We start from the raw sequence: 15,820 nt of genomic DNA, 5'->3' as shown, positions 1-15,820 counted from the left end.
TATGAAATCTCAAAAACTAGATAAGATAAAAGATCAACCTTGTTATAACTGGTTGCTTGCTGTTACTGCGCCGATGTTGCTTTGGAGTTGGGGTACCGATTGGAGCCAGATTTGGATGGCTACTGAATTCAGAGATGGCAGTTTTGAGGAAAACAGAAAGCCCATCACTGAATCGTGGGGGATCCAGAACCATGATGATCTCGTCGAAACTATCAATCGATTACTGAGCTTGGATATGCATGGTTATGGAGGCAGAGGTTTCTTTGACCAAATAGCTTTGACCGGGAAGCACAAGCAACAGGAAATAATAGACAACATGGAAAGCGACCAGTTAAGAGATGAGTTTAGATTTCATCAAATGGCCTATGATCTCGTCGGTAATTGTCGCTTTTTTGGATTCGATTTGATGAGGGCAACTTATCTTTCTCGTCACGGCTTTGTGTCAGGTTGGCTCTCAGAAGACGAGATGTTGTTTTTTTTATCCTATGCTGCCCGCAAAATTCAATACTTGTTTCCCGATTGGGCCACCTATCATCGCAGTTACATACTGGGTAGAGTGTTTTGGAGATACAGCGTCAACGATGAAGGCCCCGAAATATTATTCACTGATGGAAGTTTTACATGCTATAGCCAATTTTACTCTTGTTTAAATCTCCCGAATGCTCCCGTCTGGGATAGTTTACCTTTTGATCTGCAGCTTCCTATTTTTGATGCTCCGGAATCCTTATTTTTAAAAGCCCAAGAAGAACAAAAAGAGGAAGCTTGATGGACATTTGGAAAATACTTGGTATCACGAAAACTGAAGATGAAACCGAGATAAAGCGTGCATATCGTGAACAATTGAAGCACAACCACCCAGAGGTGAATCCTGAAGGGTTTAAACAATTAAAACAAGCTTATGATTTGGCGTTAAAAAGCCGTAATGCAGAGACGATTACTCAAGCTTTTCCAACGCGAGAAAAGAGTGACACACCATTAAGTGTGTACAAAGCAACTTTTGATGAGCGAATTTCAGATCCTAAGGTACGTTTTGATATCGTCGGTTGGAAAAAGTGGTCGGAGAAAATTGCCTTATTGGATCTGTCATCTCAGATTAAGATCTCTGATCATGCATTAGACAAAATCATGAAACGACGCTGGTTTCCTGGCGAATTGATTCATTGCTTTTGGCAAATGTTCAACTGGCAACGTTTGATGAAGGGCTCGGAATATGATCAGGAGGTCGCTGACTTCTTAGTTTACTGGGGAGGTGTACAAACTCAAATACCACTTGAAGCACTAAGTGAGTATTGTGCAACTCAACAACGAGCGATAATGATGCGAATTGGGCCATTGTCTTTTTCAACAACATATCAGAATATCGACGATTTTATGCAGTGGTGGCACACGCCGATGCCATCTTCAGAAGTTTTCCATCCTTCGCAATATCTACTATTTCTGAAAGGATGCCAGCTACAAGGTTGGTGGCCAAAAACAGTCGTCCCGGAAGTTGTTGAACAGCTAAATAAATTGCACTTCACTGCACTTAACTGTGATGAATGGCTGCTTGTTGCTAATGCTTGTAAAGAGTTCGCAATGGAAGACTTGTTTGTGCAATCGTTGAATAATGTGCTGCAAGTGAATCAGAGCAGTTTTGGTCTTGTTGCTGAAGTATTGTCTGATTGGTTTAAAGGACAGCAGCAAGATGTGTCTATGGCTATGGCTGTTGTTGCAGCAGAGATATTACAAAAGCCAAAGGTGCGTTGGTTATTTCCGACACCATGGGACAAAGAGAAAAGCAAAGATCACGCTCGTTATGAATTTTTCGTCGATACTCTATCAAACGACAAACCTTTCGCAAAAACGATGAGGCCACTTAAGCACGGGGAAATAAACGATCTGAGCGATGAGGTTTATCTCACGCTGTGGTGCGGGTGTTATGGTTCTGCTAACGATTTTCAGCAAACATCAGCCAGAGTTTCTAAGCAACAAAGGGGAGATGACTTTGGCCTTATGTTCCAAGTGCTTGGAATGTGGTTGCAACACAAGAGCTCTGAGTTGGACTATCCTGAATGGCTGAAAAGTTCTCTTTCTCTATACGGCAATCATGATTGGTTTGACATTCCAGACTTGACCGAAGAACAAGTCTTGGAGCTGAGCTCTGAACAGTGGCAAAACTTATATTTCCGCCATCCACTTTTACCTGATCAATGGTTTAAGTTGCTAGTGAGAAAAGAAATCCTAACAAGGAAACTATTTGTTCGCCAATCACGAGTAAACTGGTTGTCTAGCATTGGCTTTTATCGGGTAGTCTGTCCAGATTACCAATTATTAAGTCCGCTAGGTGGGTTACGCTTTGCAAACGACATAGAGTGGTTGCTGCATTATTATCACCTATCTCCAACCTTACAGAATTATTCTGTTCCTTTACCTTCGACGTCGCTAGATACAGTCGGTGAATGCGCAATCACTGCCGCAAAAGCATTTTTGTTTGATCCGGCAAATGAGCACCTAGACGAGTTTGTAGATATCGAAAAGTACAGTGATCAGTTTATTCTTAAAAAGTTAATCGAACGGCGGATTGAGCACATATCTCAAAATGTTGATTATCAAGAGCTTGCAAAGCAGTCTCTGTCTAGTGGTATGCATTTAGCCGCATTTTCTAGATACTTGATACGAGAAGGGCAATTAGAAGGTGCAGCTGCATGCCTTGCAATCCTAGAGGCTAGATTAGAGGATTGGGCATATCTGGATTTATACGTAGATGTATTAAAATTATGCCTTGAGCAAGAGTTAGACGAGAGAAAAATCGAATATATTGAGTTTAGATATGATGATGAAACTTACCTCTATGCTGTGTGTTGTGCCTGTTTTGAAGAACCTACAGGGGCAAATAGGTTCATGGCTAAAACCATACCACGCGATAGCTACGAGGTTGGGATTAACTATGTGATTACTTTGATTAAGACTAAACTCGATAAACATAACTTCGATAAATCTTACATTGAGCAACTAGTATCAAAAGACCAAATATCAGCCGAACAAAGTACGATTGCTGAAATTGCTCTGTACCATTTGAACTCTACGATGCAAACTAAATTGGAAGAAGACATTGAACAGAAGGGTAAAAAGGCCAAATCACACAATGCAGGCATATATAATAAACTCGCATTTCTAAATATCGCCCTTTATGTTGTTTGTCGAGATCATCTGATTGGGCTCTCAGAAATTTTCTCGACTCAGAACACGGTTAATATATCTACTAGTATCTCATTGTATGCCTTCTCGTTACTCTTGTTTTTCGCTACTTATGCAAGAACGACTTCTAAGATTAATCGAGATGTGGTGAGGCTGATATATCCGATTTTCTATGTTTGTACGTTATTGTTTGGAAGTTTTTGGGTTGGAATAATACAAGGCTTAGTATTGCTGATTTTCACCTATGGTATTACTAAGTTTAACTTGAACGGAAAGTGGGAGTCCTCGACTTTCCATCGTCGAGAAGTACCTTTATTCGAGCAGATTTATGAACGCAAGCCAGAACCAGAATTATTCAGGTTAGATGCTGATAACGAAATGAGTGCTTAAGAAAGTTGGATGTAGCCTAACTTTGGCTCATCCTAAAACATGTTGACTGTTTATACTGAGCCAACTACTTACGCAGTTGGCTTTTTTCATGCGTCTGGTTTGGGTGTCTCACCAGGAGGCTAAGCAGTGGCCTCAATTGTTCTAGGCACTTATATATACCTTTATCTGCCGCTGAATCGACTTGCTTGTAAGTGGTGTCGCTTTTTCAAAAGTGTCGACGACCAGTAATTTAAAGTCTAGAGTGTAATCACGCAGGGTACGCTAACGTAGCGAGCTTTCTAAATGTGTCGGAGTGCTGGGCTTGCATTCAAGGAGGGATTTGGAGAAATCCCTCTTTAAATCTTCAGATACGAAAAAGCCCACTAATTGATTAGCGGGCTTTCTCTAAATGTGGCTTAGAGCCGGGGTTGTGCTCAACTAGGGATTTAGAAATCCCGACTTTTTTCCAAGCGCTAAAACGACGAAAGCCCGTTGATTTCTCAACGAGCTTTCTAAATGTGTCGGAGTGCTGGGCTTGCATTCAAGAAGGGATTTGGAGAAATCCCTCTTTAAACCTTCAGATACGAAAAAGCCCACTAATTTCTTAGCGGGCTTTTTACTAGAATGTGGCGGAGAGATAGGGATTTGAACCCTAGATACGCTATTAACGTATGCCGGTTTTCAAGACCGGTGCTTTCAACCACTCAGCCATCTCTCCGTTGTTGAGGCGCATAATATAAGGCTTTGAAAATCTTGTAAACCCCAAAATTGTTCGTTTGGTTATTTCGTGATCACAATTGTGTTGTTTGGTGTTTATTTAAACAAAAACGGCTTTCAAAATGAAAGCCGTTTAAGATTAGTTAGTTGCTCTTTGTATAGAAACGCTGTAGCTCGGTCAGACCTTGCATTAATACCGGCAGTTTAGGGCTAGTATCACGTAGGCGCTGATAGTCTTGATTATACAGCTTGTAGTTTCCAAACTTGTCGATAACGGTAGTTTGGTTCTCTGTAATAAGTGCAAGCTCTTTAGTATCTCCCGCCAAAATCCAACGGCGACGGCTTTCATCAAATAGATTGCGGCCACTACTGTATTCATTTGGGTTTGATGATACGCCTAGCATGTCTTGAAGTAAGGTTACTGATAGATCAAGGTGGCTAGTACTATGGCTAAACTTAGCAGGTAGCATTCCAGGCCAGTGAACAACCATCGGCACTTGAAGTTGATAGCGGCTGTAATTACTGTTTGCACCCCAGCTGTTTGTCTTAGTTTCGTTGAACTCACTACCATGGTTAGAGGTAATAACAACGATGGTGTTTTCTAACAACTGCTGCTCTTCTAGAGTGGTCAGGATGTTTTTCACCGTAGTATCTGCCGACTGTACTGCTTGCTCATAAGCTTGCTTAAATCGTTCACTTGCGCTCAGTTCATTATTGATAGAAGCAGGCTCGGATTCGAAGTTATCTACGGTGGTCACTTCAATGTAGCTAAACCATGGCGTACTAGCTTGCTCTGTTAGCCAAGTATTCCACGCAATCAGCGACTGAGCTTCAGTATGTGCTTGGGTACCATCTAAAGTAGGAGCCAGCTCTAAACCTCGGAAGATAACCTCTGGATATAAATCGTCTTCAAATCCATTCCCGCTGAACAAGCCGAATGAGTAGCCTTGCTCTTGCAATACATTCAGCATAACGGGTGATGAACCTTGTGCTTTAATGCTGCTTGCATAGCTTGTTGGTAAACCATAAAACAAACCAAAGGCGCCAAAAGCATCATTGCTCGAGCTGTAATGGTTGGTAAAGTTTTGATTATCTATTGCAAACTGATAGGTACTTGGCATTTCAGAGGCATTCAGGGCATCTGCACGCAAATTATTGACACTGATCATCAGTACATTGAGCTTATTGCCGCGGCGATTAAACTCTAACTTTTCCAATGGGTAACTAACGAGATCAATGTTGTCACGGTTTTCTTCTAAGCGTTTCAGGTACTCTTCACGATCAAGTAGACCATGTTTTTCCATAAAGCTTTTTGCTGTCATTGGGTACGACAGAGGGAAGTTCGATCGTTGACTTGTAATTGGACTATAGAAATAGGCGTCAGCCCATATATAAACAAGATGGCTAGCCATAAAGCTTAAGAAGAACACTGCAGCGAGTGGTCGGCCAACATGTTTATGAGATAGTTTACGTTGTTTACGCCACACCCACTCGGATAAGCCGAGTTGGAGTAAGAAAATAAGCGGCATTACAACAAAAAGGTGCTGTAAGTCTGCGCTAATGGCGCTTTTATCTTCACTAAACAACAATTCCCAAACGACGGGATTTAAGTGAAGGTTAATGGATTGATAGGCTTGGGTATCAATCAATAAAACGGTTTGACCGACGGTCGCGAATACCACTGCCACCAAACGAAAGAGTTTTCGTGATGGCAGGATAAACGTAAGCGGAAAAAGAACCAGTAAGTAGAGAGCAAATACTAGGAAGCCAAAGTGACCCACCCAGGATACCGCCAGATAAAATTGCCCTAACAAAGTTTCGGGCCAAGGTGACTGGACGATATAGCGTGTACCTATCAACATCGAAGCTATGATGTTGAAGAATGCGAACCAGTGACCCCAACCAACCAGTCGAGATACGCGTTCGCCGTATGAGTTTCCGCTGTCTACCATGTACTTGTTCTATTGTCCGTTATTAGTGTGATTTTGGGGCTTCAAGAGAAGACATTAGTGCCTGAGCAAATTTTTCAGCAATAATCTTACGTTGTGAAGCAGCAACTCGTTGATTTAAGACATTGGTTGCGATATTTCCGGCAATCATTAGCGTTAACTCTGGCGTTGCGGCATGTTTTTCAAGAACAGCACCCACTTCAGCAAGAATTTTCTCTACTTGGTCGTCAGTATATTTAGATGTAATCGGCATAAAGACTCTAATAATGATAGTAAAAGCGGCTTATGATACCCTACAATGCCTAGCAACTTAAACCTTGTCGCAAGATAAAATCACTATGAGCCTTCATCTTTCAAACGTAATATTGCATCAGCTGAGCAAAAATGATCAGGACGAACTGGTTGTTACCTACCGTTCAGACTCTCTCGAAAATGACGCATCCACTGAAAATCTAGTCGCAGAACTGCATCGAGTATTCCATTCTAAAGCAGGAAAAGGCTTTGGCTGCTTCCAGTCAGACAGCGAATTTCAGTTTTGGCTTCAAGAAATGCGCAAAGGAGAACGAAATTTTTATGACTTCTCACAAATTAGTGCAAATCGTTTGAAAGATGAGTTGATTAAATACCCTTTTGCAGACGAAGGTATTTTAGTATTTGCTGAGTACCAAAGCTTAGCTACCGACTATCTGTTTATTGGTATCTTGCCACTGAATCAAAGCTTAAAAGTAACGGAAGGTTTAGATATCAGTGCTACTGACTATCTAGATATCACTAAGATGGACATCGCTGCACGCATTGACCTATCAAGTTACGATACTGACCGTGATTCAAACCGCTACCTTTCTTACATCAAAGGTCGCGTAGGTCGTAAAGTAGCGGACTTTTTCTTGGATTTCCTACAGGCAGATGTGGGTCTAGATACTAAGCAGCAAAACCAAGTCTTGATGCAAGCAGTCGAAGACTTTTGTGCTGACTCAAAGCTTGAGAAGCAAGAAGCGAACGAGTACAAAAAGCAGGTTTACAATTACTGTAACGAACAAATCAAATCCGGCGACGAAGTTCAAATTTCTGAACTGTCTGGTGAGTTGCCACCAAGTCAAGATGGCACTAGCTTTGTGGATTTCACTAAAGAGCAAGGCTACGAGTTGGAAGAGTCATTCCCTGGTGATCGTTCAACCGTACGTAAGTTGACTAAGTACGTTGGTGCTGGTGGCGGCTTGAATATCAGTTTTGATAGTTTGCTACTTGGTGAACGTATTTTTTACGATCCAGAAACCGATACCTTGACGATTAAAGGCACGCCTCCAAATCTAAAAGACCAGTTGAGTCGAAATTAATCATTTTCAAAAGAGAGCTAGAGTAGCTCTCTTTTTTATGTGAGGTAAGCCCAGTAAACCTGTAATTGATGTTATATTCTTGTTATTAATGGAGTTCACCTGAGGGCTAGGGATTGATTCAAGCTAGAAGTGTTTTAAGACGATTTTCTTGGTTGTTATTTGTCATCTGGAGTATTGCTGCGGTGGCATTGTGGACCAGTTACCGTTCTACAGAGCAGTCTGTAAAAGCCGTTGATGAGCTGGGCACGAAAATCGATGAAGTACGAAATTCATTTCGTTTTGAATTACCTTATCGGGTACAGCATGCTGACGATATCTCCCTAACTCTACAGCTGATCTATGCAGTTAGGTTACAACTGGAAAGCCAATCCAAGAGTGTCTTATGGGCTCCGGATGTTACTCAGTTGCTTTATACGACAGATCGATTTTTAGAAAGTGCGAACAAGTTTGTTACTAGTGATCTTGAGTTGTTATCTCTTGCGGAAGCATTACAAGAAACAAGGGTTGCAGCTGGTGGTAGTGACGCGTTGCAGGCGATGGTTGCTCGCCTTGGGGCACATATATTGGATGCTCTCTTTATCAATCGCGCTAACAATCAAACTTCTTATCAAGAGTTGGATCAATTGTTTATTGAGTCGATGAGTTTACCGCAGGCACAAAGAGACGATTTTCAGCGCTTATTGGCTCAGGCTTCTGGCGTATTGTCTCGCCATGCTCAGGGCAAGTACCTAGTAACCCACCTTTCTAGTCCCGACTTTACTCATCAGCTACGAAAATTCGAAGAAGAAGTTCACCTCCGATTAGAACACCTTGTACTCATGATGACGCTACTAAGTGGCAGTCTGCTATTTGTTTTCTGCTATATAGCTTATGAAACCAAACAGCCTCATCCTAATAAAGAAACTCACTTATCTGAACCCCAGCGATTAGGGGGGGGCTTCTTGTTCTGAACAGGGCGTCCAGGAGCCGAACGAAGACGTTGACGATGTTAGTCAGTGTTCAAATCAGAAAGCGGCGGACTTTCATGCACCTGCTGCAGTGTATGAACCTAGAGAAACGGCTGAGAGTAAGTTCATTGATATCGATAAAATGTTGGATGCACTCTCGGGAGATGAAGAATCAGTCAGGATGCTGTTGGATGTGTTTATCCAAGATCATGCTGGTGATTCGGATAAGTTACGCCAATTACTCAGTGAAGATCTCGAACACGCTCAGCGAGTTGCGCATAGTCTAAAAGGTGTTTCTGGTAGTTTAGGAGCGATGCCACTGCACCATATTTCAGCGGAAATCGAAGACTTGCTCAAACAGGGAAGCCAAGTACCAGAAAGTGTGCTGCTTAAGCTGACAACCATACTTGAAAGTACAATACTTTTCGCAAAAGGTAGTCTTGAAACTGAAACCCTTCAAGAATCGCTAACGGATTGATATTCCTCTGACTTAAAATAGGTTGCTATGAGGTAAAAAGCGTTGCCTCAAGCTACTTCGTTAATAAACGGAGTGCTTATCCTGTTCTTATTCTATCGAATATAGGTATTTATCATGTGTTTTCGTCGGTTAGCTGTCACTCTGGCTATATGTTTATCATCAATCCTTTCTGGCTGCTCTTTATTAGAAGTAAAGATCGAGAGCCAGACAGTTCCGTTGACAAAGCAAGAGTTAAATATGCGCATTATGACGCGTGAATACGCTCAGCAATTCTTCGCTCAGGTCGAGCAAGCTGCCGATGTGCTGCATGAGCGCTATGAGTCTACGGATAAAGTGAATCAATCTTACATTCTACTTTGGAAAATTAATGCGGAAGAGGGGCTTCAAGCTGCGGCTTACCAAGTGTCACCAATGGCGGCGTTGATTGATACCTGGGTGTTTAGTTACCAAATGAACCAATTCTACAGTGCAGGCGCGGGTAAAGGCTTGTTTGCAACGGATGAAGCAACACAAGTATCTGCTCACTTAGCGAAAGAAGTTGATAAGCTGGCGCAATCTTTGTTGAAGAAGGACGTGTACGTCAAGACTAAGGTGTTCGTAGCTGATTTTGTTGAGAAGTACCCATTTACTGATTTAAGCATGATTCGCACACCTGCTTACCGAGCATGGCTAGCTGCAAACCAAATCAGTGAAGAAGAAGCGGTAACGACTCTAGGTACAATGCCAGAAGCCATTGGCGATGTTTCTGATCGTCTAAGTTTGGTTTCTGAACAAACTCCAAAGATCATGACGTGGAAAGCACAGCTATTAGCACTAAACAGTTCGGCAAGTATTGAGCAAGTCAACGCTGCACTGAACAGCCTTAAAGTGACTTCAGAGTCGCTGAAAGACTTTATCGATAATAACCCAGAATATATGCGCAATTTAGCTGAGCAAATGGCCTTGAAGTTGCAGCCCCTAGTGGAAGATATCGATCAAAAAACAGAAGAGCGTTTGTCTCAGTTGAGTGAAGAGCGTCAGGCTTTAGAGTTGATGGTGGCGAGAGAGCGCCAAGAGATAGCTCAAATCATCACAAACGAACGTGAGAAGTTCGCTCAAGATCTCGACCATGTTTCACAAGAGGTTGTGAACCTTGCCATGGATAAACTGATTGAACTCGTGAAGAGCACCATCATCTACTTCATTTTGTTCATTCTCGTGATCTTCTTTGCTCCCCTAGTTTTGGGTTATGCATTGGGTAAACGTTCAGCGGTAAGAACCAGCACTAAATCTGCTTGATTGACCAGAACTTAAATGACAAACATAAAAAAGGACCGAATCGTCGGTCCTTTTTTCTATCTGTCGAACAATAAGAAGACTTAAGCTGTTTGCTGTTTAAGTTCGCCTTCCGCTTCTTCTGTTGCTGGCGCAGTTGGTTCGCATTTATCAACAAACCAGCCCATGTAAGAGGTAAAGATTGTCACGATGATACATACGAAGCTTAACCACATGAATGGCGCGTAAGAAAGCGTTGCGACACCAAGGATACTCGCCATGTAGATACCGTTATCACTCCATGGAACCATACCTGATGTTAGCGTGCCGCCGAACTCAGCGTTACGAGATAGATTCTTACGCTTGTAGCCAAGACGGTCATAGTTCTTCGCACAAATTTTAGGAGTAAGGATCAGCGATACGTACATTGCTGAGCCAAATACGTTGCCCATAAACGCGGTGCCGATAGTACTTGTTGCTAGTGAGCCTGCGCTTTGTACACGTTTTTCAAACAGTTTAGCAATCGTTTCTAGTACACCCACTTTATCTAGTAAGCCACCGAAGCCAAGGCCAAATACGATAACCGCGACAGAACCAAGCATCGAAGACATACCACCACGGTTCAAGATGGAATCAATGAAATCCACGCCTGAAGAAATCGCAAATGGTGCCCAAGCTGTGTTGAACGCTGTTAAGAAGTCCACATCTTGGATCATTACTGCCCAAATAATACCTAGCAGAGAGCCGAAACTGATCACTGGGAAAGAAGGCATACGCATCGCTAGCAGTGCTAACACGATGATCACCGGAACAAAAGAATAAGGCGTAATGAAGAATTGCTGTTCCATTGCCTGGATAACAGAGTCTACTTGGCTCATGTCAACTTTGCCTGCAAAGTGGAAGCCAAATGCAGTGAACATGATGCCAGTGATGATGTAGCTGATCAGCGCGATAGGTAACATGCCCTTGATATGCTCAACCACTTCTACGTTCGACATTGAAGACGCAAGAATTACCGAGTCTGAAAGTGGCGACATTTTGTCACCAAAGTAACAGCCTGATAGAACTGCACCAGCCGTAATTGGAGCCGGGACACCAAGACCTTGACCTATGCCCATCATCGCGATGCCTGCTGTACCAGCCGCACCCCAAGAGGTGCCTGTTGCCAGCGCAGTTAGCGAGCAGATGATCATGGTTGCTAGCAAGAAGATAGAAGGATGAATTGCCTTTAAACCGTAGTAGATGATGGTAGGTACAATACCGCCACTGATCCAAGTACCGACTAAGGCACCTACAGCAAGAAGAATAAGCACTGCACCTAAGCCATTAGAAATGCCATTTAGTGCTGCTTTTTCAAGATCTTTGTATTGGTGACCTAATCTTAGGCCCAATAGCATGATAATGAACCAACCAATATACAGCGCCAGCTGAATTGGAAGGTCTAGTTTGGCAGTAAATGAAAATGCCAAAAGTAGAAACAAACCTAGCGAGATAAATACCTGTATCAGACTAGGAAGACGTGTTGTAACTTGCTTCATATGTGCCTCTGTCGTTCATGGAGCAATAGAGGAAGGCCGCTCCCTGTTTTAATCGCGCATAACATACATTAACAAAAATTATATTTCGAACATTTGGTGCTTTATCTTGACTTTCGTCCGTAAAAACGTTTGCTTGTAAAATTAATAACTGAAAAAGATTAAATTTAATGGTTTGAAATGTTTTGTGGTGTAAAAATCGTGTGCTTCAATTGTTATTTTCTCACTGAGTGGTAAGACCAAAGGATAAAGGGCGAGTGATGTTTCAGGGGCGATAGATAACGGGATGAATATGAAAACGCGATAAAATACCCCAAGTAGGTATCTTTCTCAGTAAAGGTTAAAAAAGTTGCGTTTATTTGCAAATTAGGGCTTGAGATTTTGTGTCGAAAATTGAACTATGGAGCAAGTTTTAAAAATATACATGGAGAGTTAATGCGATGAGAGTAGGTTTAGTTGGTTGGCGCGGCATGGTCGGTTCGGTTCTGATGCAGCGTATGGTCGAAGAGAAAGACTTCGATTTGATTGAACCAGTTTTCTACAGCACGTCTCAAATAGGTATCCCAGCTCCAAACCTAGGTAAAGAAGCTGGTCTACTTCAAGATGCGTTCGATATTGACAGCTTAAAACAGCTTGATGCGGTGATTACGTGTCAAGGTGGTGGTTACACAGAGAAAGTTTACCCAGCACTACGCCAGGCTGGTTGGAAAGGCTACTGGATTGATGCAGCTTCTACACTACGTATGGCAGAAGACTCTATCATCACTCTAGACCCAGTAAACCTAGCGCAAATTCAACAAGGCATTCACGGTGGCACCAATACGTTCGTTGGTGGTAACTGTACAGTAAGCTTGATGCTAATGGGTCTTGGTGGTCTGTTCGAGAAAGGTTTAGTTGAGTGGACAAGTGCAATGACGTACCAAGCAGCGTCTGGCGCAGGTGCACAAAACATGCGTGAGTTGATCTCTCAGATGGGCGTAATCAACGACTCTGTAAGCTCTGAATTGGCAAACCCAGCAAGTTCTATTCTGGATATCGATAAAAAAGTTGCTGACACAATGCGCAGCTCTTCATTCCCAACCGATAAGTTTGGTGTGCCGCTAGCGGGTTCTTTGATTCCTTGGATCGATGTTAAACGCGACAACGGTCAGAGCAAAGAAGAGTGGAAAGCGGGCGTAGAAGCAAACAAAATTCTTGGTTTCCAAGATGCGCCTGTTCCTATCGATGGTACTTGTGTACGTATCGGTGCGATGCGTTGTCACTCTCAAGCGTTGACCATTAAGCTCAAGCAAAACGTGCCAATGGATGAAATCGAAGAAATCATCGCAACGCACAACGATTGGGTCAAAGTGGTGCCAAATGATCGTGACATCACCGCTCAAGAGCTAACACCAGCGAAGGTGACTGGTACGTTGTCTATCCCAGTTGGCCGTCTGCGTAAGATGGCAATGGGTGATGACTTCCTAAACGCTTTCACTGTAGGTGACCAACTATTGTGGGGTGCAGCAGAACCACTTCGTCGTACTCTGCGTATTATCCTTGCAGAGAAAGCGTAGCCTGTCTTACAAATGAGACATTAAACCGAAAGCGCCCAATGGGCGCTTTTTTGATATTCACGTGACAAAAAATTGACTTTTGACCTTTAGCTTTGCTGCGTCTTACAAATCGGAGCGCTGTTATGAAGCAAACATCTAAAGGTTTCACCCTTATTGAACTCGTTGTTGTCATTGTTATTTTAGGCATTCTTGCAGTCGTAGCTGCACCGCGCTTTTTAAACTTACAGCATGACGCTCGGGTCTCTTCAATTCAGGGCATGGCAGCCTCTGTGCACAACGCTGCGGAACTTGCTTTCGGTAAATCGGCTATTGAAGGACAAGAAAAGCTTCCGGCGTACCATGTTGATGGTGCAGGTAGCGTCCAATTTGGTTACCCAATTGTAGAAAATGGTGGTCTAGAACAGTTTATGACGGCTGACATGAACTACAAAAACGGTGATGGTGAATGGGTCTGGGATGCATTCAATAGTGGTAAAACTCCAGCCGATCCAAACTATCGAGTGATCACACAATCAAAGTGGGTGAAAGCTTATGACCGAGACTCAATCAAAGCAAGTAACTGCTATGTAAAATACACCACTGCAATGGAAGAGGGTGATGATTACAAGGTAGAAGTCTTCACTGATGGTTGCTAAACCAAGAGCGGGCTTCGTCCTGCGGGAATGCTTTGTTTCGTGAGAGCCAAAAGCGATGGAAAAGCCGATGTTAGTTCATCGGCTTTTTTGATCGTAGATCTGGTGTGCAGGAACGTACAACGCCTTGATCAGAGAAACAAGTAGATAGAGAGCCCCAACTCGATCTTCCGTCGATCTTGAGGGTGACGGGCATTGTTGTCTAAATTCAAATACGTCATTCCCGATTCTATTCTTCCTCGTCCGCGCTCACGACACGATTATCAGGATCCGCCAACTCGCTACCACAATGCTTACAGTGCATTGCGTCAGAGTCATGACCAGAGCGATTGCAGTTTGGACACTTAACCAGTTGCTTATGCGCATTCATTTCGTTGCTCAGTTCCGCGGTAATAATGCCAGTCGGGACAGCAAGTATTGAATAGCCCAGCAACATAGTGAGGGATGCAATGGCTTTACCCAAGTGAGTTTGCGGCACCATGTCGCCATAGCCAACCGTTGTAATAGTTACGATCGCCCAGTAGATGCTTTTCGGAATACTCGTAAAGCCGTTGTGCGGACCTTCAATAACAAAGATCAACGCGCCAAAAATAGTGACAAGAATGCCTACCGTGCTAAAGAAGATAAGGATCTTACGACGCGCCATTAATAGAGAGCGCAGCAAGATGTTGGAATCTTGCAGGTAGCGAACGAGTTTGAGGATACGGAAGATCCGCATAACACGCAGTAATCGCACCACGCCCATAAATGAGGCACCCGGGAAGAATATCGCCAAGTAGGTGGGCAGAATGGCTAACAAGTCAACGACGCCATAAAAGCTGGTGGCATACGATTTAGGTTTTGGAGAGCAGTAAAGCCTTAACAAATACTCGATAGTGAACAGGGCTGTGAAGGTGTATTCGATATAACGCAGCTCTCGAGACCATTCGGTCATCACCGATGGCAGTGATTCAAGAATAAGAACCACAAGCGAAGTAATGATGGCAATAATAAGTGCGATATCGAAGGCACGTCCGGCACGAGTGTGAGTACCGAAGATAATGACGTATAAATGATGCTTAAAAGACTTGCGAGGCATGATGTTGCACTGTCAGCGTTAGAATGAAACGGATTGCAACATCATACCAGAACTTAGGAAACTTAGGCTAAACCTGGAAATAGGTTTCTCAAGCCGTTGGCAATAAACTCGATACCTAGTGCACCAAGGATCAGACCCATGATACGAGTGATAACGTTAATACCTGTCTGACCTAAAAATCGTACGATCAAAGGTGCGGAACGGAATAGTAACCAAGAGCATAGACAGAACAGTACAATGGTAATACTAATGCCTACTGTATCGAAGGCACTTGGGTAGCGTGCGCCATAAACGATAGTCGAACTGATCGCACCTGGACCAGCCATTAATGGCATAGCCAGTGGTACTACGCCAATCTGTTCACGGCTGACGTATTCCGATTTCTCTTGTTTGTTTTGCTTATCTTCACCCAACTTACCGCTCATCATCGAAAACGCGATACTCAGAAGAAGCAAACCACCCGCCACTCGAAATGAATCCAGTGAAATGCTGAACATATCTAATAGCAGCTGACCAGCAAACAGCGAGATGATCAGAATAACCGCAACAGCAACATTCGCTGTCGTTGCCGTTTTGCTTTTCTCTTCTGGAGTCATATGCCCAGTCAAAGAGACAAACACAGGCATGATACCGACTGGGTTAACAGCGGCAACCAAACCTAAGAAAAACTGTAGGAAAATCGCTAACTCTAAAGTTTGCATAAGTTGTTCTCATCAATATTCACAATAGTGAAAAGGAGGGAGGGTATTTTTAGCGCGTAATGTAAGGCAAAAGAGGGGAGACACAAAATG

At 43.1% G+C, this 15,820-nt stretch carries 13 protein-coding genes and 1 tRNA gene; 8 read left to right on the top strand and 6 right to left on the bottom strand.

Features of this window, described 5'->3' with window-relative positions; translation table 11 throughout:
• Position 1 precedes the first annotated feature (1 nt).
• On the top strand, positions 2 to 766 hold the full coding sequence (locus B853_RS10250) for a DUF1266 domain-containing protein (protein ID WP_038884310.1): 765 nt from the start codon (positions 2 to 4) through the stop codon (positions 764 to 766).
• Positions 766 to 3,567 carry a J domain-containing protein gene (locus B853_RS10245; RefSeq protein ID WP_038884311.1) on the top strand — a complete coding sequence of 934 codons (2,802 nt, stop codon included), beginning with the start codon at positions 766 to 768 and terminating at the stop codon, positions 3,565 to 3,567. The genes B853_RS10250 and B853_RS10245 overlap by 1 nt, the downstream gene beginning before the upstream one ends.
• 606 nt (positions 3,568 to 4,173) lie before the next feature.
• Here B853_RS10245 and B853_RS10240 read toward each other — a convergent pair.
• The 3 genes from B853_RS10240 to B853_RS10230 form a co-directional block, all read right to left on the bottom strand.
• Positions 4,174 to 4,264: transfer RNA gene (locus B853_RS10240), tRNA-Ser, on the bottom strand.
• A 142-nt stretch (positions 4,265 to 4,406) separates the two neighbouring features.
• Positions 4,407 to 6,215: a DUF3413 domain-containing protein gene (locus B853_RS10235; RefSeq protein ID WP_038884312.1), complete on the bottom strand. Its 1,809-nt coding sequence runs from the start codon at positions 6,213 to 6,215 to the stop codon at positions 4,407 to 4,409.
• Positions 6,216 to 6,237: 22 nt separating this feature from the next.
• Positions 6,238 to 6,465: a YejL family protein gene (locus B853_RS10230; RefSeq protein WP_010449442.1), complete on the bottom strand. Its 228-nt coding sequence runs from the start codon at positions 6,463 to 6,465 to the stop codon at positions 6,238 to 6,240.
• Between the two features lie 85 nt (positions 6,466 to 6,550).
• Here B853_RS10230 and yejK point away from each other — a divergent pair, with 85 nt between their 5' ends.
• The 4 genes from yejK (at position 6,551) to B853_RS10210 (ending at position 10,252) form a co-directional block, all read left to right on the top strand.
• On the top strand, positions 6,551 to 7,549 hold the full coding sequence (yejK, locus tag B853_RS10225) for a nucleoid-associated protein YejK (protein ID WP_038884313.1): 999 nt from the start codon (positions 6,551 to 6,553) through the stop codon (positions 7,547 to 7,549).
• 113 nt (positions 7,550 to 7,662) lie between these two features.
• The gene (locus B853_RS10220) at positions 7,663 to 8,499 is read left to right on the top strand and encodes a hypothetical protein (protein WP_143700785.1); all 837 of its coding nucleotides are present in this window, start codon (positions 7,663 to 7,665) and stop codon (positions 8,497 to 8,499) included.
• 88 nt (positions 8,500 to 8,587) lie between these two features.
• A complete protein-coding gene (locus B853_RS10215) occupies positions 8,588 to 8,974 on the top strand; it encodes an Hpt domain-containing protein (protein ID WP_428843298.1) in 387 nt (128 codons plus the stop codon).
• Between the two features lie 114 nt (positions 8,975 to 9,088).
• Positions 9,089 to 10,252 carry a hypothetical protein gene (locus tag B853_RS10210; protein WP_038884315.1) on the top strand — a complete coding sequence of 388 codons (1,164 nt, stop codon included), beginning with the start codon at positions 9,089 to 9,091 and terminating at the stop codon, positions 10,250 to 10,252.
• Positions 10,253 to 10,332: 80 nt separating this feature from the next.
• On the opposite strand, the gene nhaC is transcribed toward B853_RS10210, so the two are convergent.
• Entirely contained in the window at positions 10,333 to 11,766 is a 1,434-nt protein-coding gene (nhaC, locus tag B853_RS10205) for a Na+/H+ antiporter NhaC (RefSeq protein ID WP_010449438.1), read from the bottom strand.
• Positions 11,767 to 12,203: 437 nt separating this feature from the next.
• On the opposite strand from nhaC, the gene asd reads away from it, so the two are divergent.
• On the top strand, positions 12,204 to 13,319 hold the full coding sequence (asd, locus tag B853_RS10200; RefSeq protein WP_010449437.1) for an aspartate-semialdehyde dehydrogenase: 1,116 nt from the start codon (positions 12,204 to 12,206) through the stop codon (positions 13,317 to 13,319).
• 122 nt (positions 13,320 to 13,441) lie between these two features.
• Complete coding sequence (locus B853_RS10195; RefSeq protein WP_038884317.1) at positions 13,442 to 13,954, top strand: type II secretion system protein; 513 nt, start codon at positions 13,442 to 13,444, stop codon at positions 13,952 to 13,954.
• Positions 13,955 to 14,180: 226 nt separating this feature from the next.
• Here the strand turns inward: B853_RS10195 and B853_RS10190 are convergent, their stop codons facing one another.
• Together B853_RS10190 and B853_RS10185 are read right to left on the bottom strand one after the other, a co-directional pair.
• The gene (locus B853_RS10190) at positions 14,181 to 15,029 is read right to left on the bottom strand and encodes an ion transporter (protein WP_005444660.1); all 849 of its coding nucleotides are present in this window, start codon (positions 15,027 to 15,029) and stop codon (positions 14,181 to 14,183) included.
• Between the two features lie 62 nt (positions 15,030 to 15,091).
• Positions 15,092 to 15,730 carry a YchE family NAAT transporter gene (locus tag B853_RS10185; protein ID WP_010449435.1) on the bottom strand — a complete coding sequence of 213 codons (639 nt, stop codon included), beginning with the start codon at positions 15,728 to 15,730 and terminating at the stop codon, positions 15,092 to 15,094.
• Positions 15,731 to 15,820 lie beyond the last annotated feature (90 nt).

Source organism: Vibrio rotiferianus CAIM 577 = LMG 21460, from assembly GCF_002741985.1.
GTDB lineage: Bacteria > Pseudomonadota > Gammaproteobacteria > Enterobacterales > Vibrionaceae > Vibrio > Vibrio rotiferianus.
The sequence above is the reverse complement of the archived record's forward strand: the minus strand, read 5'-3'. Positions and strand labels throughout refer to the sequence as shown.